This window comes from Rhizobium sp. SVR5-2C (genome assembly GCF_056755115.1).
The window spans coordinates 1-26,071 of record NZ_JBNDHT010000100.1 but is presented as its reverse complement, the minus strand read 5'-3'; the positions used below and the strand labels follow the sequence as shown (position 1 = coordinate 26,071).

Here is a 26,071-nt window from a genome sequence, read left to right as displayed (position 1 = left end):
CGCTGTCTGGCAGCCCGAAATCATTGCACAGAGCGGCAGCATCAAGAGAAGAGACTTGACCATTGATCTTTCCTTTTCGGCCAAGCGCTTCACCGCGGCTTCCAGCGCGACGGTCGCGGCCTGCTGGCGTCCCTCAGAGCGCCCGACGAGGATTGCAGGGTAGACCGCGACGAGAGGGCCCAACGCCGCTCCCGCGCCGATCTTGAGCCATTCAGGCAGCAGCTTGAGCATTGACCGCCACCTTCAGATCGAGGGCATCCTGCAACTCGTCTCTCTTGCGCTTCGCATATGGTCGACGCAGCATCGCGAAAGGCTGACGTTCGATAGGACGACTGAACGGCAGGCTCGTGGCGACACTGTTTTTCCAGCCGAGCACGCGTACCCCCTGAGTTTTGAGACCGCGGTGTCCAGGCTTGGCGGCGGCTGCATCGGCTTCGCCGACGCGGAAGTATCGAGGGCCGACTCCGGCTGGAGGGAAAGCTTGGCTGATACTCGTCATAGACGCGCTGCGTGACGCCCTTCAATGTCGCGCCGCCCGGTCCTTCGCGTTGTTGGAATAGCCGCCTTCCTGGGTCAGGACTCTGGCGAGAGAACGTGTGAATTCGTTTGCTCGGTTAACGACCTGCATTAGAATGCTCCAATTGTAAAATCACCCCAAAAGAAGTAGTAAGATTTAGCTATTGCTTATGCTAGCGTGCTAGCGCGGCAGTTATAGTATTCAGTCGCCGCATTGTTGAAGAGACGGGGCCGCAGCTGGGGTGATGCGGCCCTTTTATTTAGCGGGCAGCTTCACGCCGGCACGTCTCGGACGGGAACACATCCGGTCGATATTTACCGGAGGCTATCCTTGCCGGTTCATTGCTATTGCTCGATCGACATTCGCCCATCAATTTGTAAGGACCCGCGAACCCCTACACGGCACCTAGGAGACCCGGCAAACAGCCCACAGCCAACCCTATGCCGGGGTCTCCTTTACGGAGCCGCTAGAAGTTTTGGCGGTTCAATTCTGGTTCCTTTTGGGTAAGAAAAACGTCCGCGAGGGAGCCTTATAAAACCAAGGCAGCAGATATGCTGTTCGTGAGATAGCCAGCCTAGCGGTGGTTAATCGCCCACCGATAACTGCGCCGAGCGCAAAAGCTGCTACTGGGTACCAAAGCCCACCGCTGTGGCGTCGGTAGCCATGGCGGTGTTCGTGATAACCGCGATATCCGTGGTAGTAGCCGCGGCGAACGTGTTCATGGTGAGCGTAGCGGTCACGCCGATCGCGACTAACGTAGCCGTGATGTGGCCGCCGGTGATGGTCGTCGCGGACCGCAATGCATGGACTGGGGGGCAACGCATTCAAGCATGCGACGGACTTTGAGCTTATTTCATCAGCCCCGCGGCGCGGAGCGCGTCTTCGATGATTTTCTGGATACCGGCGGGTTGGGCGTTCCCTATTGCATGCCGACGACGGTTTGATCGATCCGCCTCATTTTCAGCCTCACTGTCATCGGTGAGCGCTCCGGGCATGAGAATCTCGCCCGCGTGGATGTAATCTTCGGTCCGCGTGTCTGCTGTATCGTCCCGACGACGCGCAGCGTCTACAAGGCCCCAAAACGTTGCAATCCGCAAAGTGGAGGATATCCCCGTTTCCAGCATATAGGGGCCGGGCTTGCCGTAGCCGTCCGAGCCGCTGGTTGCCAAAGGCGTGCCATGGCCCATGCCATCGATTGCGTAGGATTCGATGAGCTCCCGTCCGTCCGCGCCATGCCAGACTTTGCGCAGATATCCCTGTTCACGCTCGCTGACGTAGCCTGTTGTCTTGACGCCGTGAAGTCCTGCCCACTGGCGGACAATCGTCTCCATGTTCGATATGTTGACGATGCTGTCGGCAGTACCGTGCCAAACCGAAATCGTCGGCCAATTTCCCTGGTGAGGCGATGCATCGCGTACCAGTTGCTGCAGGTCTTTTTCGCTTGGCCCACCATGGCCACGCATGCGATCGAATGCTTCGGGCATGGTCATCGCGCTGCCATAGGGCAATCCGGCGATGATGGCACCGCCAGCAAAGACATCAGGATAGCTGGCCAACATCACTGATGACATCGCACCACCCGCAGAAAGTCCGACTATGAAAATGCGGCTTCTGTCCAATCCGTATCTCTTCACCATGGTCTCGATCATCTGGCGGATCGAAAGGGCTTCGCCTGCATCGCGTTTCGCATCGCCTGGCAGAAACCAGTTGAAGCAGAATCGATGGAAACAGACGGCAAGGCCGAGGGCGCTTTGAAGCCGCCGACCGAATCCGAGGTGGGAGCCATGCTCGACGCCGAAGGCAAGTCGTCGCTCGACAAGCTGAAGGCAGCGCCCGGCAAGGACTTCGACAAGGCATACGTGACCGCCCAGCTGGACGGCCACAAGAAGCTGCTGACGATCCGGGAGGACTACCTGACGATCGGACAGAACCGTGAGCACCTCAGCGGCACCAAGCTCGCCCGCGGTCAGATAAAGGAACACCTCGACCATCTCGACATGCTGAAGTCGAAGATCGGCTGATCGTCTTGCAGACATCGTCCAGAAGGGTGGAGCGAACTCCGGCCTTCTTCATTATGATCGTTCCGGAACTCTCGTGATCTGTCCTCATTACCGGACCGGAGGTGCGGAATGATTTCAGATCTGCAGAAGGCGAGACGCAAGTGGTTTCAGACGCTCGATCCCGTGCTCCCGGAAGAGATGGTGGGCCTCTGGCGCGGCGAAGGGATCGCGGCGGATCACCCGCTCGATGGCGTGCTGGAGAACCTTCAGTGGTTCGGCAAGCGGTTCCACCTCGACTTGAAGGCAGACGCCCTGCTCTTCCAGTGGCGGCCGGGCCGGCTGGTTCCGATCGAACCGTCCTTCTTCCCCATCACGACAGTGATCCGCTTGGCCTCCTTCGGCCGGACCTCCGTCGCCCGGAATTGGTTCTCGTACCTTCAGAAGATCTTCCGCGCCCGCGGCACCACGGCGATGCTCGCCCTTCGAATGATCGACGGCGCGGAAACCGCCGCGATGGTCTACGACCGCCAGCCGATCACCGACTTTTTCAGGCGCGTCGACCACAGCGAAGTCGCCGGGATGATGGTCGTCGACGGAGATGATCGGAGGTATTTCTTTCGGTTGCGAAAAGTCGCCCCAGCGATGGACGGAGGCGGCTCTTGACGTAGGGCGAGCCGTTCCTTGAGACGCCGGACGGCCGCTTTGTGGTGGTGCGTGCTCGCCTTTGGAGAAAGGCCGACCCGCACCTGCCCTAAGAAGGCAGGCAGCGCCTGGCGTCGGAGCTGTTATTGCTCTTGAAGAGAGTCGAACCGCTGACCCTGTTGTTACGATCTGGGGCCCAGAGGGGACCGGCTTTTGGTGTCAGGGAGAACGATAGCGCAAGCGCGCCCTTTCGAATGCGTTCTCGTTGGTCATCCTCTGGTATTGTACTAAACTTCAATGCGCCGATTTCGGTGAGCTGGACTCAAGCTACCACTGCCAAGCCGGCGAAGCGCGCAAGCGGGCTACGTCGCGCGCCGGGATTCTCCAAAGTGGCGGCGATATTCGCGACTGAACTGCGACGAGCTTTCGTAACCCACGCGGAAGGCGGCAGTCGTGACGTCGATGTCTGGACCAGCATCTGGCTTTCGTGGTCTTTCTACATGTTGTCAGCTTCCGTCGAGGTTTTGCGGGTTACGTTCCCGCCGCCCTTCAAGCCCCACTTCCATCCGCTGATTGCAGGCATGTCATCGCCATATTGCTCGATATACTCGCGATGCTCGATCAGCTTGGCATGTAGTGCCTGCTTGAAATAGGCGGCACGAGCACCGAGCTGCGGCAGCCGGTCAATGACGTCCTCGACCAGATGGAACCGATCAAGCTCATTCATGACCACCATGTCGAAGGGCGTGCTTGTCGTGCCCTCTTCCTTGTAGCCGCGCACATGGAGATTGTGGTGGTTGTGCCTGCGGTAGGTGAGCCGGTGGATCAGCCATGGATAGCCATGAAAAGCGAAGATGATCGGCTTATCTTTGGTGAACAGTGCATCGAAATCAGGGTCCGACAGTCCGTGAGGGTGCTCTTCCTTCGGTTGTAATTTCATCAGGTTCACAACATTGATGACGCGCACCTTCAGCTCGGGCAGATGTTCACGGATCAGTTGGACCGCGGCAAGTGTTTCGAGAGTCGGAACATCGCCGCAGCATGCCATGACCACATCCGGCTCGCTGCCATTATCGTTGCTCGCCCATTCCCAAATGCCAAGGCCCATGGTGCAATGCTTGACGGCCTCCTCCATGGTCAGCCATTGCGGCGCGGGCTGCTTGCCTGCGACGACGACATTGACGTAGTTGCGGCTACGCAGGCAGTGGTCCGTCACCGACAGAAGCGTATTGGCATCCGCCGGCAGGTAGACGCGGACGACGTCGGCCTTTTTGTTGACGACGTGGTCGATAAAGCCGGGATCCTGGTGACTGAAGCCGTTGTGATCCTGCCGCCAGACGTGGGAGCTCAGGAAATAGTTCAACGAGCCGATCGGCCGTCGCCACGGGATCTCGTTGCAGACTTTCAACCATTTGGCATGCTGGTTGAACATCGAGTCGATGATGTGGATGAAGGCTTCGTAGCAGGAGAAGAAGCCGTGGCGACCCGTCAGAAGGTAACCTTCCAGCCATCCCTGGCATTGGTGCTCGCTGAGAACTTCCATGATGCGGCCATCGGGCGAAAGATGATCGTCTTCCGGATAGATCTCGGCCATATAGCAGCGGTCGGTGACTTCGAGCACGTCCTGCCAGCGGTTGGAGTTGTTCTCGTCAGGGCTGAACAGGCGGAAGTTCTTGCTTCCGAGGTTTGCCTTCATCACGTCGCGCAGGAATTTTCCCATCACGCGGGCCGATTCCACCATCGTCGCACCGGGGCTGGGAACCTCCACGGCATAGTCGCGGAAATCCGGCATCTTGAGATCACGCAGCAGCAGGCCGCCATTGGAGTTGGGATTGTCGCTCATCCGGCGATGGCCTGTGGGCGCCAACGCAGCCAATTCGGGCTTGAACCGTCCATCCTCCTCGAAGAGCTCCTCGGGCCGGTAGCTTTTCATCCATTGCTCGAGGATGCGAATGTGCTCCGGCTTGTCCATCTCGCCCATGGGGACCTGATGCGACCGCCAGTAATCCTCGCATTTCTTCCCGTCGATCTCCTTCGGGCAAGTCCATCCCTTCGGGGTTCTATAGACGATCATCGGCCATGCGGGCCGCTTGACCTTGCCCTTCGTATGGGCATCGTCCCAAATCGCCCGGATTTCGGCGATGACAGTGTCGAGAGTTCCGGCGAGCTGCTGGTGAACCTTGTCAGGATCATGCCCCTCGACGAAATAGGGCTTATAGCCCATGCCCTCGAAGAATTTCTGCAATTCCTCCTTCGGGATGCGGGCGAGGAAGCATGGATTGGCGATCTTGTATCCGTTGAGGTGAAGGATCGGCAGAACGCAGCCGTCGCGGGCTGGATTGACGAATTTATTGCCGTGCCATCCGGTCGCCAGCGGGCCTGTCTCGGCCTCACCGTCGCCGACAATGCAGGCAACGATCAGGTCCGGATTGTCGAAGGCTGCGCCATAAGCGTGGCTCAAGGCATATCCAAGCTCTCCACCTTCGTGAATGCTGCCGGGCGTTTCCGGCGCGACATGGCTCGGTATCCCACCTGGGAAGCTGAACTGCTTGAACAGTCTCTTCATGCCTTCCTTATCTTGGCTGATATTCGGATAGACCTCGCTATAGGTTCCTTCCAGGTAGGCGTGGGCGACAAGCGACGGTCCGCCGTGGCCCGGGCCAATCACGTAAATCATGTTGAGGTCGTCGCGCTTGATGACCCGGTTTAGATGCGTATAGAGCATGTTCAGGCCCGGAGATGTTCCCCAGTGCCCCAGCAGGCGCGGCTTTATGTGTCCGCGTTTCAAAGGTTTTCTCAGAAGTGGATTGTCGAGCAGGTATATCTGACCGACCGAAAGATAGTTGGAAGCTCTCCAATAGGCATCGACCAGATGAAGTTCGTCGGTCGATAGGGGTTTTTCTGTTCGGGTACCGTCTGCTGCAGATTGCCTGCTAACTGCCGTCTCAAGCGAAGCCATCGAAGTCTCCCTGATGATGTCGGACTGTTATTGAGAACGATTTTCAAAGATTCCAGATGCGAGCTCAACGAAATAGAAGCTACGCAGTAGCGCATGAAGCATGCAGTCTTGGAATATTCGGTGGTAGCTCTGCCTCTAGACAGATTTCCAGCAGGCAACGCCTCGCCCATACATGCAAATCTCGTGTTTTAGTATTGCATAATACTAAGCTGGTGCCACAAAAAACTAAACGAGCGCCGCTTTGCCGTGTAGCTTTTTCTGCCGGCCGTCGGCCGCCTCCCTACGAAACCGGGCAGGGCTCGGCGTTCCAAATTGAGTTTGCATATTCCGCAATCGTGCGATCGCTGGAAAACCTCCCTGAACTTGCGATGTTGAGGACTGTCTTCCTCGTCCAGGCGTCCGGCTTGGCGTAGAGTGATTGTAGCCGACGATCCGCCTCCATGTAGGAGGTGAGATCCGCCAAGTGCCTGTAGGTGTCACCGCCGGCCAGAAGTATATTGCGCATCCCGTCGACGAGCGCAGGTTCGTGACGAGAGAAATGACCCGACAAGATCAGGTCCAGAACGCTGCGGGTCTCCGGCTCGTTCTCATAATGCCACCAGGGATTATACCAGCCCTGGCTCGCGGCGACTTGTTCCGCGGTCAATCCGAAGAGAAAGAAGTTCCCCTCGCCTGCTGCCTCGGCCATTTCGATGGTTGCGCCGTCGCGGGTGCCGAGGGTCAAAGCGCCGTTCATCATGAATTTCATGTTGCTGGTGCCGCTGGCTTCAAATCCGGCGGTAGAGATCTGGTTCGATACGTCGCTCGCTGGAACCAGGCGTTCCGCCACCGAGACGCAGTATTCCGGCAGGAATACGACCCTGAGACGATTACGCACCGCGGGGTCGTCATCTATCGTATCGGCAAGATTATTCAGAAACTTGATGATGAGCTTTGCCACGTGATAGGCGGGCGCGGCTTTTCCGGCAAAGAAGAAAGTGCGGGGCGGCATGGCGATATCCGGGTTCTCGCGAAGCCGGTTGTAGAGCGCCACAATCCTCAGCCCATTGAGCAGTTGCCGCTTGTATTCGTGTATGCGCTTGATCTGACAGTCGAAGATCGTATCCGGATCAACCTGGATGCCCGCTTGCGATTTCAGCCAATCCGCAAAACGCAATTTCGCGTGGCGCTTGGCAGCGCGGACTGCGTCGACGAATGCGCCGTCATCGGCAAGCGGCTTCAGCCTCTCAAGATCGTCGGCTTTCGTAATCCAGCGGTCGCCGATGGCGTCGGTGATGCAATCGGCAAGCCCCGGATTCGATAGAAGCATCCAGCGTCGTGGCGTGATGCCGTTTGTCTTGTTGTTGAAACGGTCCGGATACAGTTCCGCCAAATCCTTCACCGTCACGTCGCGCAACAGCCTTGAGTGTATCGCGGCAACGCCATTGGTGCTATGGGAGCCGACAATCGCGAGATGCGCCATCCGGACGAGGTGACTGTCGCCATGTTCGACAATGCTCATCCGTGAGACACGGTGATTGTCTCCTGGCCAGCGCGCCATCACCTCGTCTCTCAGCCGGCGATCGATCTCCAGAATGATCTGCAGTTGACGCGGCACCAGCATCTCGAACCATCGGAGCGGCCATTTCTCCAGTGCCTCGGGAAGCAGGGTATGATTCGTATAGGCGAGCGTGCGCTTCGTGATGTCCCAGGCCTCGTCCCAGCCCAGCTGAGCTTCATCGAGCAGGACGCGCATCAGTTCGGCAATGGCCATGCTGGGATGCGTGTCGTTGAGCTGGATCGCGACCTTGTCGGGCAGGCTATTCCAGTCGCGATTGTTCGTGCGAAAACTACGGATAAGATCCGCCAGCGAGCATGCGACCAGAAAATACTCTTGGACGAAGCGCAGGCCTTGGCCCATGCTGGTGGAATCGTCTGGATAAAGGACGCGAGTGACGGTCTCCGCCGTCAGGCGCTCGGCCAACGCGCTGACGAACTCTCCGGCGCTGAACTCCTGGAAGTCAAAACTGTCGGGGGCGGCGGACGCCCAAAGCCGCAATGTGTTGATGGTTTTGCCGCCATACCCGACCACCGGTCTGTCATAGGGTATGCCTAGCAGCGTCGATGGTGCGCCGGTGATTGCTTTCAAGTTCCCGCCACGCACCTCGAAGGAGCATCCGAGCTCGACCGTCACCGCCAATTGGGGGCGCGCGACCTCCCAGGGATCGGGTCTGCGCAACCAGTTGTCGGGCTGCTCAAACTGCCAACCATCTACGATCGTCTGCTTGAAGATGCCGTATTCGTACCGCAGTCCGTACCCCATACCGGGCAATTGCATGGACGCTATGGAGTCCAGGAAGCACGCCGCCAGCCGTCCGAGTCCGCCATTGCCGAGACCAGCATCCGGTTCCTGCGCCAGGATTGCCAACTCGTCCAACTGGTGATCTTCGAGGAACTGACGCGCGATCGCATCGAGCCGCAGGTTGAGGATGTTGTTGCTCAGCGACCGGCCGATCAAAAACTCCATCGAGAGATAATAAATGCGCTTTGGATTTTCCCGGCTGTAGGTCTCTTCGGTTTGCTGCCACCGTTGAGACAGGATATCGCGAACGGAGCGGGCCATAGCTTCGTACCGCTCGCGGTTTCCAACCGCGGATGGGGCGAGCACGTTGTCGAAGAGCAGATGGCGCTCGTAGAGGGCATTGTCGCCGCCGCAGAATTGAATCGGCCCGCAACCATATTGCTGTAGGAGATCCTCCGGCGCATCGTTCTGCGGAAGGCCAGTCGGAAGGCTCGTGGGTTTGCTAGTCATGCCCCTTGTTCCCCGATATTCGTTGCTTCCCAACGTCGTCAAGACGTTGCACCCTCGTCAGCGAAATAAAGCAGGTTTCGAGCACGCTGGTCGCGCCATGTTGGCAAGCCGCGTTAGCGGAATTCTAGTCGTCAATGATACCAGCATTTCGGCTCAAGCTCCGAAGTGGGCTATGGTCAGAAAAAGATAAACCTGTTGCCCGTCATCTTCAATTGGCGGGTATGTGTTTGACAAGAATAATTGAATTAGCTTTATATAATGTGCGGTGCGGGTGCATCAGATATGATCGCAGGGGCACGCCGAGATGTCGTTTCTCAAGGCCGTGCGCAGCCAATCGCGTCATGTCGTCAGCGTGTTTTCTCCCGTCCTTCTATCTGATCGATCCAAGTCGGCTTCCGTCGGTGTGATACTCAAGAACAATATCATAGGGGCTGCGCGGCGTGCCGGGCTCGGAGAAGTTGATGCAGGTAATTGACCTTTCGGCGAAAAGAGCAAGGACATGGTTCCCTCTGCTTGTGACCAAAAGTCACGTCCCTTCACCCGAAGGGCCGAAACGCAAGTGGAGGACGGTAAGGCCGTTGCGGCCAATGCGAGCCTGGCAGGACCAAAGCCGGGGTAGGACGCGAGGCGCTCTCTTTAAGATCGTCTTGGACTGGATCAGCGAGTTGCGCTCGTCCGGTGCCGACGGTAACGCACCGCTCTTCCCCGCGCCTTCCAGCACCGATGGCCAGGCAGTCCGCAACAGACATTCGAATTTCTCTCATCAGCCGCCTGTGAGAAAGATCCTTGCGCCCGCGGCCGATCGCGCTCGCGTGCAACGTTTCACACCCCAAGCCATCCGCTCGACCATTGCCCAGATGATCGCGGATTGGGGGCCACGGCCGACGAGCGAAAGGCTCTAAGCAGAGCCTCGGCCATGAGCACTATCGCACGACGGAGATGTATTACGGTGCCCTGGAGGAAGGCCGCCAGCACGAACTCGTTCAATCGATCCGGCAGCGCGGCGAGAAATCGCTGCACCACGACCTTATGCTGCCGCTCTCCAAGGAGCCCGAAACATTAGGGCCGGGCCGGACTTCTGGAGATGCTGAAGCCTTACAAATGGAGGACGTCGAAACGGTGATGTAAAGACTGACGAGTTGCGGAAGTGAATGATGTTGTATTAGGCGCAGCCTCATCATTGGCGGCGATCACCCACTATCGATACTGGATCCCTATCGCAGTCAGTGGAGCGGAAAATCAACGTACGGATGACGGAAATGTATACGGCATTAACTCCGTTTCTGATATTCTCGCAGTTGATACAGATGGTTAAGAATTCCAACGGGCGATTGCGAAGCTGGCGATGATAAAGGCTCGCGACGACACCCGCAGCGGCTTCCCAATTGACGTCGGTTCCCGCGATGTGCACTATGACTGCTGGGAGTGAATGCTTGCCGGTCTATGCAGCCACTACGCCGGTTCAAGCTCATCAAGGCATTGCAACCTCAAGGGGCGTGGCATGTCGTTTTCGATCCTTTATCAGGTTCATTCAATCATAGTGGGTGGGCGTCACCCGAACAAAGTGTCAGCATTCGTCGGCATCACCGAAGGGAGGGCACAATGTCAAAGACGATGAAGGCCGCCGTCGTGCGGGAGTTCAAGAAGCCGCTGTCCATCGAGGAGGTGCCGATCCCCGAGGTCGGTCAGGGCCAGATCCTTGTGAAGATCGAAGCTTGCGGCGTTTGTCATACGGACTTGCATGCGGCCGACGGAGATTGGCCGGTGAAGCCCAGTCCGCCATTCATCCCGGGCCATGAAGGCGTAGGGTCCGTCGTCGCCGTGGGCGGGGGAGTGACCGCGGTGAAAGAGGGCGACCGCGTCGGTGTGCCATGGCTTCACACGGCCTGCGGACATTGCCGGCACTGTCTCGCCGGCTGGGAGACCTTGTGCGATCTGCAGAAGAACACCGGCTATTCTGTCAATGGCGGGTTCGCCGAATATGTGCTTGCGGACCCCGATTATGTCGGCCATCTGCCCGCCGGACTTGATTTTGAAGCGGCGGCCCCGATCCTGTGCGCCGGCGTCACCGTCTACAAAGGGTTGAAGGAGACGGACACGAAACCCGGCGACACGGTGGTGATTTCCGGCATCGGCGGGCTCGGCCATGTGGCGGTTCAATATGCCAAGGCAATGGGCCTCGAGGTCATCGCTGTCGACATAGCCGACGACAAACTCGAGCTGGCCCGAAAAATGGGTGCCAGCACCGTCATCAACGCCAAGACGGCCGACCCCGTGGCCGAGGTTCGTCGGCTTTGCGGAGGAGCCCAGGGAGTGCTTGTCACGGCGGTCTCGCCGGTGGCCTTCCGGCAAGGCCTTGGCATGCTGGCGAAGCGCGGCACGATGTCTCTCGTCGGGTTGCCGCCAGGCTCGTTCGAGCTTGACATTTTTGATACCGTCCTAACCCGCAAGACCATCAGAGGTTCGATTGTCGGCACCCGGCTGGACTTGGCCGAATGCCTTCAGTTCGCGGGCGACGGGAAGGTGAAGGTTCACTACTCGACCGAGCGTCTCGATGACATAAACGGCATATTCGACCGGATGCGGCAGAACAAGATCGACGGCCGGGTTGTGATGAAGATCTGATCGCGATGCGGCCTAGAGCGCTTCTTCGTCGCGGAAACGCTCTATTTCATTGTTTTCCTGCATTTCCGGGCGCAAAACCGCTTGGGACTTTTCCTGCATGTCCTTGAACCATGCCAGCCTGAACTGATCGCAGAGTAGGTCTTCGACAACAGGGAGATAACCATGCACAAAGGCCTCTCGGAAGGACATGAAGGGCTCTCCAGAAGAGAGCTGCTCGTCATGATGGGCGCGGCCACTGCACTTGCGAGCTACAGCAATTCCGCAAGGGCTGCCGACCGGGAAGACATTGTGATCGAAGCGGTCGCGCCGGGCGAGGACGTCTTTGCCTATGTCAGCAGGAGAACCGGAGGATTTGATCGGACAGTCTATCAGCAGGTGATCGGCGCGGCGAATGACTTCAAGGAGGGAGATCGTGCCATTGGAGTCGGGGCCGCGGATGAGACAACACGGAAGAATGCCCGCGCATTGCTGACAAACACGAAAATCAAGGATCTCTACGAGAACCCTCTGTTCGAGGACGATCTGCAACGACTGATCTGGCAGACCACCGACCAGTCCCAGTATGCAAAGGTCAAGGACTGGACCATGGGCCAGTTGAAGGATTTTCTCCTGACCCGGTCGGAGGTCGACATCAAGGGCGTCATGAATGGCCTGACCAGCGATACGATCGGCTGCGTGCCGAAACTGATGAGCAATGAAGAGCTTGTTGTCCTGGGTCAGTAAATCTTCAATGTCCTGCCGGGCACCCAAATGGGGGCCAAGGGATATATGGGGGCCCGCATCCAGCCCAACTCTCCCACGGATCATCCCGACGATGTGGTCTGGCAGGTCTTCGATGCCTTTTCCTACGCGACCGGCGACATCGTCATCGGAACCAATCCCGTGGACAGCACAGTTGCAAGCGTCGCTACGGTCGAACGGGCGCTCAAGGACATCGTCGATACGTTCCAGCTGGGCGACGTGATCCCCTGGTGCGTGCTTGCGCATATCGATGTTCAGGCCGAGGTGAGCGAACATTACCCGGCAACCGTTGCTACGATGTTCCAAAGCCTTGCTGGAACGGACGATTGCAACAAGATCTTCGACATCACGAACGACAAGATCCTGAAATATGCGACCGCGAAGAAGGGCGAGAGATACGGCCTCTACTTCGAAACCGGCCAAGGCTCGGAATTCACCAACGGCGTCGCAAACGGCGTCGACATGATGGTGCTCGAGTCCCGAAAATATGGTTTCAGCAGAGCGGTCGGGTTGGAGCTTGCAAAGGTGCAGCCGATGGGCGCCTGGCTTCACGTCAACGATGTCGCCGGCTTCATCGGGCCCGAGGTCTTCAAGAGCCGCGAGCAACTGGTGCGGTGCTGTCTCGAAGACATCGCTATGGGCAAGCTCCACGGGCTGACCATCGGCCTCGATATCTGCACGACGCTGCACATGACGGTCAGCCTGGACGATCTGGATTGGTGCCAGGACCAGATCATGCCGGCCAATCCGGTCTATCTCATCGCGCTGCCCACGAAGAACGATCCGATGTTGAGCTATCTCACGACGTCGTTCCAGGACCATGTTCGGTTGAGGCAAAGATTCGGCTTCAAGGTCAATGATGTGATGTGGGATTTTTACAAGCGAATCGGGATCGTTGACGAGAACGACAAATACACGACGAACTACGGCGATCCTCTCTGGGTGTACTACCAATACCGCCTCGCCAAGGGTGACGCACGGTCCAGGGACGCGGTCTACGCGGAGGGCCGGCAGAAGATGAGCGAGGTGGCGGCGAGGGGCGTCGACCTCGCCACCGGGCACGGCGAGAATATCTGGGATCTCAACCCCGAGCTCGCAGCCAAGGTCAGGGGGCTCTATGATGATGCCAAGCAGTCTCTTTGGGCCGAGCTCTCGCCCGAGTTCATTGCCGCCGTTCCCAATGTCGTTCCAATCCGCAGCTTGTCCCGGGACCGCAACGACTATATCGCCCATCCAACGTCAGGCGAAGCACTGAGCCCGGGAGCGATCGCGGACATCAAAAGACTAAGGGATTCCTGGGGGGGTAATCTGCCCAAGGGTCAGATCGTCATCTCGGACGGCCTGAACGCCAAGGCCATCATGGACGACGGACATCTCGCACCCTACCTTGAGGAGATGCGCGGGCTGCTTGCCGAGGCGGACGTACCAATGAGCGACAGGAATATCCTTGTCACCGGCGGAAGGGTGCGGGCCGGCTACAGGATCGGCGAGCTGCTCTTCGAAAACGCGGACCCCAACAGCTTGCGAGGCGTTCTTCACATCATAGGCGAACGTCCCGGCACCATGCACCACGCCTATTCGGTCTACATCACCGTTGCCAGTGGCAGGCGTTGGTCCGAGAAGGGCATTGACCACGATATTACAAAGCTTGTGAGCAATGTCGCCGACACCGCCTTGCCGCCCAGGGAAGCGGCAATGGAAACCTTGATGATCATCCGAGAAATCGTCGGTAAGAACGTGAACGGCAGCCGGCGCTATCGGACATAGCGCCGAAGGGGACGAACTAGGTCGTGTCGCCGCAACCCCTGAAGCGGCCGCCATAGAAGCACTTTCGGACCGATTTCGATGCGCGCTGTGACGACCGAAGGATGAGCGACCAGACAACTTGGGAGAGCCATTCAGTCATGAGAGCTACCCGATAGTCCGCCTTTGGCGGATATCGTTGAAGTCGGAGTTTGAGCCTCCGCGACGGTCTGCGCGAAGTTTTCAGGGGAAGAAGGCTCTGACCCGGCGCGCCCTCCGGAATCATAATCCGCCCCTTTCTCATCCAAGACCTTGCTCCCCGCGTCCAACGCAATCCAGTCAAGCGGCGATAAGCGCGAACGTGTGCCGTGCGATCATCAGTTCCTCGTCGGTCGGCACGGCATAGACTGCGACCTTGCTGTCATCGCTCGACACCAGCAACTCGATCCGGCGTTATTCCGCGCCGGATCGAGGGACGCTCCAAGCCAGCCGAGCTTTTTGACAATCCGCTCGCGCATCACCGGCGAATTTTCCCCGACGCCAGCCGTGAAGACAAACGCGTCCAGTCCGCCGAGCGCTGCCGCCAGCATGCCGGCATTGAGGCTGATGCGGTGGACGAAATGGTCGAGCGCCAGCGTCGCGCCGGGGTCGTCGCTGGCAAGCAGATCGCGCACATCGTTGCTGATGCCGGAAAGTCCCTTCAGCCCGGATTCCTTGTAGAGCAGATCCTGCAACTGCGCAGGCGTCATGCCCTGCTGCTGCAGCAGATAGAGCAGCACACCGGGATCGATCTGGCCGCATCGCGTGCCCATCGGCAATCCATCAAGGGCCGTGAACCCGAGCGTGCTCTCGACGCTTCGCCCCTCAAAGAGCGCGCACATGGACGCGCCGCTTCCGAGATGGGCGACGATGACGCGTCCCCCGCCAACGTCCGGCGCGATCTCGGCCAGCCTTCCGGCGACATATTCATAGGACAGCCCGTGAAAACCATAGCGTCGGACACCCTCTTCGAAATAGTGCGCGGGAATGGCATAGTGGTCAGCCATCGGATCATGGCCGCGATGGAAGGCGGTATCGAAGCAGGCGACCTGAGCCAACTGCGGCTGGCGCTCCAGCAGCACGCGGATCGGCGCAAGATTGCTCGGCTGGTGCAACGGCGCAAGCGGCGTGTAGCGCTCCAGTTCGTGCAGCAGGTTTTCGTCGATGCGCGCCGGGCGCATGTGGTTCGGGCCGCCATGGACGATCCGGTGGCCGACGGCAATCAGGTGGCCCTCGTGCCGCTCCCGCAGCCATTCGCCCACGAGGCGCATCGTTGCAGGCAAATCGGGAAGGGCCTCGTGCGGATAGTTTTCATTCGCCAACTGCTCGCCGCTGGCACCCTTGATGGCCAGGTGCGGCGCGGTGCCGATCCCTTCCATCTTTCCCTTGACCAGTCGCGTGAGCGAACCCGAGATGGCGAAGACCTCGAACTTCAGGCTGGAGGAACCGGCATTTACGACGAGGATGGTGTCCATGGCATCATCCTCCCTGTATCGGTGCCGTGCGGCGGCGCGCATCGGCCAGCAGGACGCCGACGGCGCAGGAGGCAAGGCGCGCCCGCACTGAATCCGCGCGCGATGTCAGGATGATCGGCACGCGCGCACCAAGGACGATGCCGGCTGCGTCCGCCTTCGCCAGGAACGTCAGGTTCTTCGCCAGCATGTTACCGGACTCGAGATTGGGAACGACGAGGATCTGGGCGCGGCCAGCGACCGGCGATTGGATGCCCTTTATCCGCGCGGCCTCCGGATCGATCGCATTGTCGAAGGCAAGCGGTCCGTCAAGGATGCCGCCCGTTATCTGTCCGCGCTCGGCCATCTTGCAAAGAGCAGCGGCCTCGATCGTCGAAGGGATCTTCGACGTGACCGTCTCAACCGCCGAAAGGATCGCCACGCGTGGCGTGCCAAGGCCGACCTGGGTGAAGAGATCGATGGCGTTCTGAATGATGTCGCGCTTGGCATCGAGATCCGGCGCGATGTTGATGGCCGCGTCGGTAATGAAGAGCGTTTCCGAATGGTGCGGGACATCCATTACGAAGACATGGCTGATCCGCCGCGCCGTCCTCAGCCCAGTGGCCGACGAAGTCACGGCCCGCATGAGCTCATCCGTGTGCAGGCTTCCTTTCATCAACAAATCAGCACCGCCTTCACGGATGATCTCCACCGCCTTCGCCGCCGCCGCGTCGCTATGCGGCGTGTCGACCAGCTCGAATGGCGAGATATCGAGGTCATGCGCCTTGGCGACCGCGCGCAGCTTTTCCGCCGGCCCGACAAGGACCGGACGCATCAGCCCGACCTCGGCTGCCTCGACAGCCCCGCGCAGCGATGTCTCGTCGCAAGGATGGGCGACGGCGGTCGTCATCACAGGAGCCTGCTTGGCCTTGGCGATCAGCCGCTCATACTTCTGATGCGGCACGGCCTCTTTCCCAACGTCATGTAAATCCTGCATTTTCACACTCCATGTTGAAGGGCTGGTTCAGGCCCTCGGCTTCAGCATCTTGTTGGTCAGCTCGTGCGGCGAACAACCTTCACCGGTGTGGTCTTCGCCGGCGGCGAGACAGGTTCCGGCAGCGACTCTCCGGAAAGGCCGAAGACCCCGACAATCCTCTGCCAACGCTGTTCGGCTTCGCCGGAAAGCGCGCCCCCCGCGTTCAAGACCTCACGGAGGGAAGACAAGGCCTCGCGGCGAACACTCTCCTCTGCCGGCAACAGCCGTGGGGTCGCACTCACGGCAGCCTCTTCGTCGATCAGCAGCATGAGGAACTGGTCGCGGATCAAGGTCTTGAACTCCGCCAGCGTCATTGCCGGCATTCCGTCCTCGGCGCGCCGCATCCGGCGGATGGCGGCAAATCCACGCTCATCGGCTGCACCATTGGCCATGGCGACGTAGAGCAGGCTGCGCGCCAAGCCTTCCAGGTGACCTGGCGTGGGTAATGATCGAGACGACGCCGGACTCTGGAAAATAGGCGTGGCTGATAGGCCTCTTCGGAGCTTCCAACTGGTAGTGAACGGAGAGATCGACCCGCTCGGACGCCTCGATGACTGCCGAAGCTGTCTCATCATCGAGTGCGGCAATGAGTAAATTAGCCGTAGCATTGCGATTGGACATTTCATGCTCCCAGGGCGAGAGCAGATTGTGCGGGAGCGGCTGACGCCCATTGCCGTTCCAGGTCGCAGACTACGCCTTATCAAAGGCCTCGACAAACCTGATTGTCCGGTATCGTACTAGAGCTTGCAACATCCGCGCTCAGTGACTGGCTGAAGACAAACCACGTCGATCCCCAATCCGAATGCGGCCGGACTGCTTTGTCCAGGGCCATCCTGCTCGTTCAGTCGGGTGTTGCATCCCCGGATGATATCGTGGCCGGTCTTGCTGGGATAGGAGAGCCGACCGCTGCTTTTTCTTCGTCCACGACATGCGAACCAAGAGCTCACGGATGACAGCCGGTTTTGGCTGAAGTCTGGAACTTCCGAACAGCGCCGCCGTTGTTAACCCCTCATCGTCTCACGAGGTGCGGTTATGGACGACGGCCACTGGGCCACCATTGTAGAATTGCAACTGCGGCCCGGTACGCGGTTCGAAGTCATCACAGGAACACGGGCAGCCCTGACATTGCTAGCATCGAGCTGGCCCATCACGTCCGGCCAGGCTTTCCTTCGGGCACAGGAAGTTTGTCTAGCCGCGCTCGACAACCGGATGACCCACGAGGTGGCACGAGCCGCTTTTATTGCCGCCGCCAGAGAGGCTGGCTTCGGGGTACGGTACTGATCGTTTCTTGCAGGCTGTTACGCTTCTTTGGCTGGACTGCGGCGCTTTAGAATGCGCCTTGACGGCGAAAAAAGATCTGGCAATCTGACCTTGAACTCGGTCGCGCTGGACAACCAGACCGAGTTCTACGCTGCAGAGTTCGGCGGACCATCTGACGCGGCCGGGGCTCGCCTATCTAGAGGCGAGCCCCGGTGCTTTAGCAGGGGCTCTTGTAATCCAAAAGGATCATTGATGAGCAGGCTTACCTGCTTATTTTGTTCAGGTGCTATTACCCCAACACAGCACCCAACCACCCCGGTGCCCATTGCGATTGACCCTCCACTGTGGTGTGCGACAGGGCTCGCCATTTTCGGCACGTTTTGGACGAGCCTGGTCGTGCCAACCTCCTCACGACGCATGTCTGGAGAGGGCAATGAGAGATCGAGGAAATCCTTCGAGGGAGCCGCCGAGCCAGCCAATGTGGCCCGTATGGCTACTGCTGACGGCCGGCGCGATCGGAATGGCCTTGAGTATCGTCATCGATCTCCTGATCCTTTTCGGGCTATTCGACTGAACGTGAGGCGGGCTCCAGGGGAACATGCAGCGCTCCGTTGCGTTGTAGCAGCGTACTCCACTTCTCCATTTCGCCCCGGCCCTGCGCTGGGGCATTTTTTATTCCGGACGTGTCCGCGCAGCCGCCGCTGACGCTCGATTCGGTCGATCCGCTTCTGAGGTCGAGCAGGATATCCGGATCGAAATCAGCCTTGTTGATGGCACATGATCTCCCTGATCCTTGGACCACGGCTTGACCTTCATCGTTTCCATATTCGTTCTCCGGTTGAAAGAGTTTTTTGCTTGGAACAAACAATCCAAGACGGCGTTCGATTGTCCGATGAGCACCAACAGATACAACTTGACGCGAAATTTGCTGACCGGCTGGGATGTCTTTGATTCTCACACCAGTCTGTTTGCCGAGATGCCTCCCGGGATGCCACTCAAGGGGCTCCGGAGGGATGAGGCAGAAGAACTCTGCCACTTGCTGAACATCAGTCTGAACCAAGCCTCTAAACCTGAAGGTAATTTCCGGGGCCGAGCTTCAGCAGATGAGAAATAGAACAGCCAAGAATCAATTCCTGACTTGTCAGGAAAGATAGGCCCCAAGCGACACGATTCCTACGAGGGCTAGAGCCGAATAAATTATGCCGCGTCTACGCGTCCTACGGTGGCTAGCTTCTGCAATGGCTTCGGCATAGGCGCGATTGGCCTCGTTCACTTTGCCATCCAAGGCGAGACCGACAATCTTTTTTGCTTTGGCATCGGACGTGTTCATCGGTCTTTCTCTGTGACCGTGGACACTTACAGCTCTTTGCTGACAGAAATCTGAAGGTCAAATAGCGATAAGAAATATGACTATATACATGGCGGCGATGCCAAAGTAGATAAATTTTGCATTCATCATCGCACCTCCCGATTTAAGCTAAGACCCCGCGACCTGATCGCGAAATTCTCTCCGCGATACGCCGCTGGATCTCGCGAACTCGCCTATCGTTAAGGCGCCACGACAGGGACTTGAACGGAAGTAGGTTTTTGTCTCCGATACCGTCGACCAAGACAAACTCGGGGCCTCCCGTCCGGCTCGTCGTGAACACGATACCCGCCCAATTGACCTCCCCGAAAACAATATGAAGACGGGAGCAATCATCGAAGAAACGCTGCAGCGCATCGACATGGACAGTCGAGAATTTTCCGCGCTGGATAATCGAGCGCAATGACGGCGCCAATCCGCCATCAGTGCCGGATATCCGTTCGCTCAAAAGGCCAAGGCCTCGATCTGTTGGAACAAATCCAAGCGGCGTAGCTACTGGAAAACTGAAATTGCCGGTACTGTAATTTCTGCGACAAAGCGCAAGATATTGCGAGATTTCCCGGGCGAAATCCCGATAGACTCCAATCGTACGTCGTCTCTTGAGTGAGTTATGCGTTGCGAACTGTCCTTTTCCATCCTCCAACTCGGGGCGAACAATCTTCACAACAGCATTCTCCCAATTAGGATGGCGATATACCAGCTTAACCGTGCCGCTTGCCAAGTACGCAGTCTTCAATTGCAATGATGTCGCTGGCGTCCAATTTCGGTGGCAGCATTCGCAACGCTCACTTTTACTTCCGCATAGAGTTATACGAAGCATTCTTGAAGATAAGCGCCAACTGAAATGAAATCTATCACGTTTTGCTAATTGTGCATTTTTGACTGGAGGGCTCACAACTTTCTGCTATTCAGTTGCCTCACTGGTCACACTTTAAGGGCGGCAGGAGCGGCCGCTTCGGCGGGGCTTCTCTCTGGCATCGCCCGCCAGCGCATCCAGCCAGCCACACCGGCGACCTGACCCCGCACCCACTCTCCACAGCACGCGGGGTCTCTTTTTGTCTGTAATTAGCGGACTGGACGCTCGCCGAACGCCGGTCGTCATTGATGTGGCTTGGCGAGTCTTCCTTTTAAACGCCAGCGGTGAACGACCCTCACCGGAGGAGCGTCAAGCCAGTACGATTTCCGATACGTTCCTGACGGGCCGACCATCTGGTGCGGTGGTGACGCTGCTCCCGCTTAGGGTACTCAGCCCAGCGAGCGCCGCATCACCGCTAGATTGCTTGGTTTCGCAGACAGGCTCATGCTTGCAAGACGAGCTTTGAATGAAGCCTATGCACAAGGGGCACTTGAGCTCCCGGGAGGCGGCGAGGAGATAACGGATCAGCGGAACTTTATTAGAATTCTATAGCGAAAGCTTCGCGAAGAGATAGGACTGCCGGACCCAGTGGGCGCGGATTTCCGCCCGCTGAACAGTTTCAAAATGGAGTATCGTGGCAAAATCTCGAGCCAAGTAAATTTCTTGGTAACGCTGCAGAGCCAGCCTGCGCTGGGACTTTCTTCGGAAATTGAAGAAATCATCTGGCTACAGCGTGACACCATTCTTAACGCAGTCCACAACGGTCCGCTGCACAGCCCCGGCGAGATGGCAGCTGTTCTGACCTATTTGACATCGGCTCCGAAGGCATAGCAACTGATTTCATCGTTCGGAAGGTACAAGTGGGCAGATTCGGTAAGGATTGGCAAGGTTGCGACGCTCAAGCATTTCGAATAGAAGCAGCCCGAACAGAACTAGGAAAATCTGGGCAAATGACCAAGAAGAGCCAGGTTAAAGTCTCTAGAAGCGAAACAATCGCGCTGGGGAAGCGGTTGATCATGGACTTCGGCCTTGAGCACAAGGCAAAATTCTTCATAGCAATAGTCTGCATGTTGATGGTAGGCGTCGCTACCGGCACTATCGCCTGGCTGTCGAAATCTATGGTCAACAGGATTTTTGTAAACAATGATCGTGTTGCCGTTTGGATGATCGGATCTGCGATCATGCTTGCCTTTCTGACGAAGGGGCTGGCGGGATATTTTCAAACAGTGTTGATGGGATCAATTGGTAGTTCGATCACCGCAAAATTGCAGCGACTCCAATTTGAAAAGCTCATCAGGATGGGCGTGCTCGACCACTCCAGTAGACATCCTGGAGGAGTTGTTTCCAAGGTTATTCAGTCCGCCCGCGCCGCGAAGAACGCGATCATCACTGTAACAACCAATCTAGTCCGCGATCTATTCACGGTGATCTCACTCGTTGTCGTGATGGTTCTCCAAGATCCATTCATGAGTGTTTTCGCTCTTTTGGCAGCGCCGGTTATCATCTGGGGGGTCTACGTCGTCATCAAAGAAACTAAGCGCTTAAGTCAATCGGAGGCCGATATGATGGCTGGCTTAAATGTGCTTGGTGTCGAAGCGCTACAGGGCTTAAGGGTTGTGAAATCCTTCAACCTTCAACGGATAATGGACAAGCGGATCGGCTCGTCCGTGGACAAGATGGAAAATCGCCAGAACCGGCTCCTAAAAGTATCGTCATTGACAGGACCAATGTTCGATATTCTGGCTGGCGTCATCGTGGGATCCTTTATCTTTTATGCAGGATGGCAAACTCTCGATAATGGGAAGACTCCAGGGGAGTTCATGGCGTTCATCACGGCATTTCTCCTGGCCTATGATCCGGCCAGAAGGCTCGCAAACTTGAATGTCCAACTTCAAAGAGAAATGGTCGGAGTAAGGCGGCTTTTTGAAGTGCTCGACCATGGAGAGGTCGAACAGGATGAGATAGGCACCCATCTCGCTGTTGACGGCGGCAAGCTCCAATTTGCATCGGTTGGGTTTTCCTACAAGAAAGCGTCGGCTCCAACTCTGATCGATGTGACGTTTGATGTTCTCCCAGGCGAACACGTTGCGATAGTTGGAAGATCTGGAGCCGGAAAATCCACAATCATCAATTTGATCATGGGCATGTATAGACCGAGTTCAGGGATGATCCTGATCGATGATCAGGATATCTCTGCCTCATCACTTCGGTCCTTGAGGAATTCCGTCGCGTATGTTGCACAAGACACATTCCTGTTCTCAGGGTCCGTTCGCGAGAACGTCGCGTTCGGTAAATTGGATGCAACCGAGGATGAGATTGTTGCGGCGTTGTCCGCCGCTCAAGCTCTGGAATTCGTGTCTGAGCTACCTCAGCAACTGGATACCGATGTCGGAAACAACGGGGGCAATCTATCCGGCGGGCAAAGACAGAGAATTGCCATCGCTAGAGCTTTCTTGAAGAATGCCCCTGTTCTCCTGCTGGACGAAGCCACGTCTGCCCTCGACGGAGAAACAGAGAAAAACATCAAGAAAGCGCTTGATCGACTCTCCCGTGGCAAGACGACTCTGACAGTAGCGCATCGACTATCTACAATATTGGATGCGGACAAAGTCATCCTGATCGACAAGGGACAGATCGTCGCCGTCGGGACACATGAGTCGCTTGAGACGGAAAGTGAACTTTATAGAAAACTTTTCGCAGCTCATGAAATTGCGTAATGTGCGCATTCGAGAATTTCGACGAAGCGCTGAAATTACCTCACTAATTTCGTCATTAATGACGATGTTCGGCCTCAGCAGATATATACTTGACGAAGGGAACTTCGCGGCCGGACGGCCGAACCGAGTGTTTCGTTCCTTTTGACCTGCCACTGAGAATTTCCTCCAAAATGGATTAGAGTTCCGGCCTATTAAAGGACGGACGAATGAAGAAGCAGAGTAAGCGACAAGCCGATGCCGTTCAGGCGGCGTAATTCCACGGCATGAGGGCTTCGATTTCGGTGCTGGGCCAGGCATTAGCAAGGCGTTCAAGCGTCTGCGTTAGCCAGGCCTGCGGATCGACGTTGTTCATCTTTGCCGTCTGCAGAAGCGTCGCGATGGTCGCCCAGGTCTTGCCGCCACCGTCACTGCCTGCAAAAAGTGAGTTCTTGCGCGTGATGGCCTGGGGCCTGATTGCCCGCTCGACGATGTTGGAGTCGAGCTCAACTCGACCGTCTGTCAGGAAGCGCTCGAAGATGTCGCGACGCGAGATGGCATAACGGAGAGCCTCTGCAAGTTTCGATTTGCCGGAGACCCGCGGCAGGGTCGCCTGCCAGAGAGTGAAGAGGTCACTGACGATCGCTGCGGAGATCTCCTGACGTGCGGCGACACGAGCCTCAGGGCTTTGACCCCGAACGGTCTCCTCAATCTCCCACAGCTTTGCCATCCGCTGGACGGTGTCTGTAGCGACCTTCGAGCTGTTTGCGACGTGCAATTCGTAGAACTTCCGCCGGCTGTGCGACCAGCAGCCAGCCAGAGTGGCGCTGTCATTGCCTCCATCCTTCCGGACGAGCTTGTTGTAGGCGGCATACCCATCGACCTGCAGGATTCCACGATAGCCGCTCAAGTGTCGTGCGACGCACTCGGTGGCTCGACTGTCCTCGAAGCGATAGGCCACCATCGGTGGACCGCTGCCCCCAAACGTCCGGTCATCTCTGGCATATGCCCATAGCCACGCCGTCTTCGCCGACCCGGACCCCGGCGCGAGTGTCGGCAAGGTCGTTTCGTCGGCAAAAATCCGTTCTGCCTTCTTGATCTCGTTCAGGATGTAGTCGGCGAGGATGTCGAGCTCAAACCCCACCTTACCCATCCATTGGGCCATCAGCCTGCGATCGAGTTCAACCTTGTCACGGGCGTAGATGGCTTCCTGGCGATAGAGCGGCAGGCCGTCAGCATATTTGGAAACGGCGATCTGGGCCAGCAGTGCTTCCGTCGGAATGCCACCTTCGATGATGTGGGCCGGAGCCGCCGCCTGGATGACGCCATCCTCGTTCTTAAAGGCGTACTTCGGACGGCGCGTGACGATGACCCGGAACTTCGCTGCGACGACATCCAGCCGCTCGGAGACGTCCTCGCCGATCAGGATCTTCGTCTTGCCCGCGTGCTCTGGCAAGACTTCCGGCTCGATCACGACCTCGACGCGCTCAAGATGCGGCGCGAAGCCCTTGCGAGGTCGCGATGCGCGTTTGCTATCCGCACTGCCGCGGCCTTTCGCAACCTGAGCCTTGATTGCCGCAATGCCGGTCTCGATCTCCTCGAAGAAAGGCATGCTGTTCGTCATCGACGGTGGATGATGCAAGCTTTTCCGAGCGTCGGCCGAAGCGGGCCCGATCGAAGGCCCTCAGGATCTGCGTGAGCCGCTCGATACGCTCGTCGGCGTCTGCATTTCGGGCCTCGAGATCGTCGACCTGTTTCTCCAAGGCCTCGACGCGAGCTGCTTTTTCGGCCATGGCAAGGACCATGGCTTTCAGAGCCTCTACATCATCCGGGAGCTCGATATCGGGCGGCGTCATAGGCTGATCAGAGCATATTTTGCCGTGATCCGCCCGTAGTTTCAGACCGCTGATTCACTTCGCCGCAGCGCTTTTACCCAACAATCTCGGGAGGTTTGACCGGCGTAGATCGAACCCGCTTCCAGTCCATTCCGTCGACCAAAGCCAGAAGCTGAGCATGATTGAGCTGGACGCGGTGGTGCCCGACCCGCGGCCAGCAGAACTGGGCTTTCTCCAGCCGCTTCGCATAAAGGCAAACGCCAGAGCCATCCCACCAGACGATCTTGACCCGGTCTGCTCTCTTGGCCCGAAAGACATAAAGGGCACCATTGAATGGATCATTGCCGGCATCCCGCACCAACGAAAGTAGACTGTCCGGCCCCTTGCGGAAGTCGATCGGATGGCTCGCCAAAAACACCTTTACACTCGACGGGATCATGCCGAGCGCACCGCTCGGAGCACTCGCTGCAGATGGACCTCATCGAAATCGCTATCGGCACGGATCACGACGTTGCCAACCACCACCTCAATTGTGCCAACAGACTTCTCATCAACCTTTATGGCCGGATCTCGTGACCAAACTTGTTGCCTGTTTCGAGCATCACGACGCCAAGTGAATAACTGTGAAGGATGGATCCCCAGGCGATGCGCAATCGCCGACACGCTAGCGCCGGGCTCCATCGCCTCAGCCACTGCCCGCTCTTTGAATTCATCGGACCAACGACGCCGAAATTGTCGTGGCGCACCCTCAAGCCGCTCCGGTACCGCCTCGATCATGTGGAAGGTTCTAGTTTCAGACCTAGGCGCAGACATAGAACCTCACTGTTCGCGAATTCGTCTGCTTGAAATACCGGACTAGTCGCCACCGCCGCTAGATGGGGTCTGCTTGTCGCTTACGAAGCAGAGATTTACGGAAGAGCAGATTATTGCGGTGCTGAAGGAGCAGGAGGCTGGTGCGAAGGCAGCCGACCTCTGCCGCAAGCACGGAATTTCGGAAGCGACGTTTTACAACTGGAAAGCCAAATACGGCGGTATGGAAGTCTCCGAGGCGAAGCGGCTGAAGGCGCTTGAGGACGAGAACGCGAGGCTGAAGAAGCTGCTGGCCGAGCAGATGCTGGATTCAGCCGCGCTTCGCGAGCTTCTTGCAAAAAAATGGTAGGGCCCGCCGCCAAGCGTGACGCCGTCGCGCATCTGAAGACTGTGATGGGTCTTTCGGAACGGCGGGCCTGCCAGATCATATCCGCCGATCGCAAGACGATCCGCTACCAGTCGAACCGACCGCCGGAGACCGAGTTGCGAGCAAGGCTGCGTGACCTTGCCAACGAGCGTCGGCGTTTCGGTTACCGGCGGCTGTTCGTCCTGCTTCGGCGGGACGGAGAGCCGTCCGGCGTTAATCGCATCTATCGGCTGTATCGGGAGGAAGGGCTTTCTGTCCGCAAGCGCAAAGCCAGACGCCGTGCTGTCGGCACGCGTGCGCCGCTTCTGGTCGAAGCGAAGGCCAATGCCCGATGGTCGCT

General features: G+C 57.8%; 22 protein-coding genes and 6 pseudogenes. 10 read left to right on the top strand and 18 right to left on the bottom strand.

Annotation, left to right across the window (positions count from 1 at the left end):
• From ACPYOI_RS24440 to ACPYOI_RS24425, 4 genes and pseudogenes are all read right to left on the bottom strand, one after another.
• Positions 1 to 231 (bottom strand): annotated as a pseudogene (locus ACPYOI_RS24440) (hypothetical protein); the annotation flags it as partial.
• Entirely contained in the window at positions 212 to 499 is a 288-nt protein-coding gene (locus tag ACPYOI_RS24435) for a hypothetical protein (protein WP_481423467.1), read from the bottom strand. The gene ACPYOI_RS24435 and the pseudogene ACPYOI_RS24440, both read right to left, overlap by 20 nt.
• A gap of 641 nt (positions 500 to 1,140) precedes the next feature.
• The gene (locus tag ACPYOI_RS24430; protein WP_481423466.1) at positions 1,141 to 1,341 is read right to left on the bottom strand and encodes a hypothetical protein; all 201 of its coding nucleotides are present in this window, start codon (positions 1,339 to 1,341) and stop codon (positions 1,141 to 1,143) included.
• A 24-nt stretch (positions 1,342 to 1,365) separates the two neighbouring features.
• Positions 1,366 to 2,217 carry an extracellular catalytic domain type 1 short-chain-length polyhydroxyalkanoate depolymerase gene (locus ACPYOI_RS24425; protein ID WP_481423469.1) on the bottom strand — a complete coding sequence of 284 codons (852 nt, stop codon included), beginning with the start codon at positions 2,215 to 2,217 and terminating at the stop codon, positions 1,366 to 1,368.
• A 21-nt stretch (positions 2,218 to 2,238) separates the two neighbouring features.
• On the opposite strand from ACPYOI_RS24425, the gene ACPYOI_RS24420 reads away from it, so the two are divergent.
• Positions 2,239 to 2,538, top strand: coding sequence for a DUF4142 domain-containing protein (locus ACPYOI_RS24420; RefSeq protein ID WP_481423465.1), 300 nt, complete (start codon positions 2,239 to 2,241; stop codon positions 2,536 to 2,538).
• A gap of 108 nt (positions 2,539 to 2,646) precedes the next feature.
• Complete coding sequence (locus ACPYOI_RS24415; protein ID WP_481423464.1) at positions 2,647 to 3,180, top strand: GXWXG domain-containing protein; 534 nt, start codon at positions 2,647 to 2,649, stop codon at positions 3,178 to 3,180.
• A gap of 301 nt (positions 3,181 to 3,481) precedes the next feature.
• Here ACPYOI_RS24415 and ACPYOI_RS24410 read toward each other — a convergent pair.
• The 3 genes and pseudogenes from ACPYOI_RS24410 to ACPYOI_RS24400 form a co-directional block, all read right to left on the bottom strand.
• Positions 3,482 to 3,623: pseudogene (locus tag ACPYOI_RS24410) on the bottom strand (helix-turn-helix domain-containing protein); the annotation flags it as partial.
• Positions 3,624 to 3,655: 32 nt separating this feature from the next.
• Entirely contained in the window at positions 3,656 to 6,118 is a 2,463-nt protein-coding gene (locus ACPYOI_RS24405; RefSeq protein ID WP_481423463.1) for a phosphoketolase family protein, read from the bottom strand.
• Positions 6,119 to 6,398: 280 nt separating this feature from the next.
• On the bottom strand, positions 6,399 to 8,909 hold the full coding sequence (locus ACPYOI_RS24400) for a glycogen/starch/alpha-glucan phosphorylase (RefSeq protein WP_481423462.1): 2,511 nt from the start codon (positions 8,907 to 8,909) through the stop codon (positions 6,399 to 6,401).
• 939 nt (positions 8,910 to 9,848) lie between these two features.
• Between ACPYOI_RS24400 and ACPYOI_RS24395 the strand changes: the two genes are divergently transcribed.
• Positions 9,849 to 10,037 carry a hypothetical protein gene (locus ACPYOI_RS24395; RefSeq protein WP_481419454.1) on the top strand — a complete coding sequence of 63 codons (189 nt, stop codon included), beginning with the start codon at positions 9,849 to 9,851 and terminating at the stop codon, positions 10,035 to 10,037.
• A gap of 474 nt (positions 10,038 to 10,511) precedes the next feature.
• Entirely contained in the window at positions 10,512 to 11,534 is a 1,023-nt protein-coding gene (adhP, locus tag ACPYOI_RS24390) for an alcohol dehydrogenase AdhP (protein ID WP_481423461.1), read from the top strand.
• Positions 11,535 to 11,546: 12 nt separating this feature from the next.
• Here the strand turns inward: adhP and ACPYOI_RS24385 are convergent, their stop codons facing one another.
• The gene (locus ACPYOI_RS24385) at positions 11,547 to 11,723 is read right to left on the bottom strand and encodes a hypothetical protein (protein WP_481423460.1); all 177 of its coding nucleotides are present in this window, start codon (positions 11,721 to 11,723) and stop codon (positions 11,547 to 11,549) included.
• Between the two features lie 30 nt (positions 11,724 to 11,753).
• Between ACPYOI_RS24385 and eutB the strand changes: the two are divergent.
• Positions 11,754 to 14,042 (top strand): annotated as a pseudogene (gene eutB, locus ACPYOI_RS24380) (ethanolamine ammonia-lyase subunit EutB).
• 315 nt (positions 14,043 to 14,357) lie between these two features.
• Here the strand turns inward: eutB and ACPYOI_RS24375 are convergent.
• The 4 genes and pseudogenes from ACPYOI_RS24375 to ACPYOI_RS24360 form a co-directional block, all read right to left on the bottom strand.
• Positions 14,358 to 15,532, bottom strand: a pseudogene (locus ACPYOI_RS24375) (acetate/propionate family kinase).
• A gap of 4 nt (positions 15,533 to 15,536) precedes the next feature.
• A complete protein-coding gene (locus ACPYOI_RS24370) occupies positions 15,537 to 16,505 on the bottom strand; it encodes a phosphate acetyltransferase (protein WP_481423459.1) in 969 nt (322 codons plus the stop codon).
• Between the two features lie 56 nt (positions 16,506 to 16,561).
• Positions 16,562 to 16,963 (bottom strand): hypothetical protein, encoded by a 402-nt coding sequence (locus ACPYOI_RS24365; protein ID WP_481423458.1) that lies wholly within the window; start codon positions 16,961 to 16,963, stop codon positions 16,562 to 16,564.
• Positions 16,914 to 17,165 carry a hypothetical protein gene (locus ACPYOI_RS24360; RefSeq protein ID WP_481423457.1) on the bottom strand — a complete coding sequence of 84 codons (252 nt, stop codon included), beginning with the start codon at positions 17,163 to 17,165 and terminating at the stop codon, positions 16,914 to 16,916. Before ACPYOI_RS24360 ends, ACPYOI_RS24365 begins: the two co-directional genes overlap by 50 nt.
• A 411-nt stretch (positions 17,166 to 17,576) precedes the next feature.
• Here ACPYOI_RS24360 and ACPYOI_RS24355 point away from each other — a divergent pair, with 411 nt between their 5' ends.
• Both ACPYOI_RS24355 and ACPYOI_RS24350 read left to right on the top strand, forming a co-directional pair.
• Entirely contained in the window at positions 17,577 to 17,825 is a 249-nt protein-coding gene (locus ACPYOI_RS24355; RefSeq protein ID WP_481420143.1) for a DUF982 domain-containing protein, read from the top strand.
• Positions 17,826 to 18,237: 412 nt separating this feature from the next.
• Positions 18,238 to 18,378, top strand: a complete 141-nt coding sequence (locus tag ACPYOI_RS24350) for a hypothetical protein (RefSeq protein WP_481420136.1) — start codon at positions 18,238 to 18,240, stop codon at positions 18,376 to 18,378.
• Here ACPYOI_RS24350 and ACPYOI_RS24345 read toward each other — a convergent pair.
• From ACPYOI_RS24345 to ACPYOI_RS24335, 3 genes are all read right to left on the bottom strand, one after another.
• Complete coding sequence (locus ACPYOI_RS24345) at positions 18,367 to 18,864, bottom strand: hypothetical protein (RefSeq protein WP_481423456.1); 498 nt, start codon at positions 18,862 to 18,864, stop codon at positions 18,367 to 18,369. The two genes, ACPYOI_RS24350 and ACPYOI_RS24345, sit on opposite strands and share 12 nt — an antisense overlap.
• A gap of 81 nt (positions 18,865 to 18,945) precedes the next feature.
• Complete coding sequence (locus tag ACPYOI_RS24340) at positions 18,946 to 19,134, bottom strand: hypothetical protein (protein ID WP_481423455.1); 189 nt, start codon at positions 19,132 to 19,134, stop codon at positions 18,946 to 18,948.
• A 142-nt stretch (positions 19,135 to 19,276) separates the two neighbouring features.
• Entirely contained in the window at positions 19,277 to 19,990 is a 714-nt protein-coding gene (locus ACPYOI_RS24335; protein WP_481423468.1) for a YrbL family protein, read from the bottom strand.
• A 624-nt stretch (positions 19,991 to 20,614) separates the two neighbouring features.
• Here ACPYOI_RS24335 and ACPYOI_RS24330 point away from each other — a divergent pair.
• Complete coding sequence (locus ACPYOI_RS24330) at positions 20,615 to 20,857, top strand: hypothetical protein (RefSeq protein ID WP_481423454.1); 243 nt, start codon at positions 20,615 to 20,617, stop codon at positions 20,855 to 20,857.
• Positions 20,858 to 20,976: 119 nt separating this feature from the next.
• Entirely contained in the window at positions 20,977 to 22,743 is a 1,767-nt protein-coding gene (locus tag ACPYOI_RS24325; protein ID WP_481423453.1) for an ABC transporter ATP-binding protein, read from the top strand.
• Positions 22,744 to 22,984: 241 nt separating this feature from the next.
• Here the strand turns inward: ACPYOI_RS24325 and tnpC are convergent.
• The 3 genes and pseudogenes from tnpC to ACPYOI_RS24310 form a co-directional block, all read right to left on the bottom strand.
• Positions 22,985 to 24,575, bottom strand: a pseudogene (gene tnpC, locus ACPYOI_RS24320) (IS66 family transposase).
• A 73-nt stretch (positions 24,576 to 24,648) separates the two neighbouring features.
• Positions 24,649 to 24,993 carry an IS66 family insertion sequence element accessory protein TnpB gene (gene tnpB / locus ACPYOI_RS24315; RefSeq protein ID WP_481423452.1) on the bottom strand — a complete coding sequence of 115 codons (345 nt, stop codon included), beginning with the start codon at positions 24,991 to 24,993 and terminating at the stop codon, positions 24,649 to 24,651.
• Complete coding sequence (locus tag ACPYOI_RS24310; RefSeq protein WP_481423451.1) at positions 24,990 to 25,331, bottom strand: transposase; 342 nt, start codon at positions 25,329 to 25,331, stop codon at positions 24,990 to 24,992. The genes tnpB and ACPYOI_RS24310 overlap by 4 nt, the downstream gene beginning before the upstream one ends.
• A 109-nt stretch (positions 25,332 to 25,440) precedes the next feature.
• Between ACPYOI_RS24310 and ACPYOI_RS24305 the strand changes: the two are divergent.
• A pseudogene (locus tag ACPYOI_RS24305) lies at positions 25,441 to 26,071 on the top strand (transposase); the annotation flags it as partial.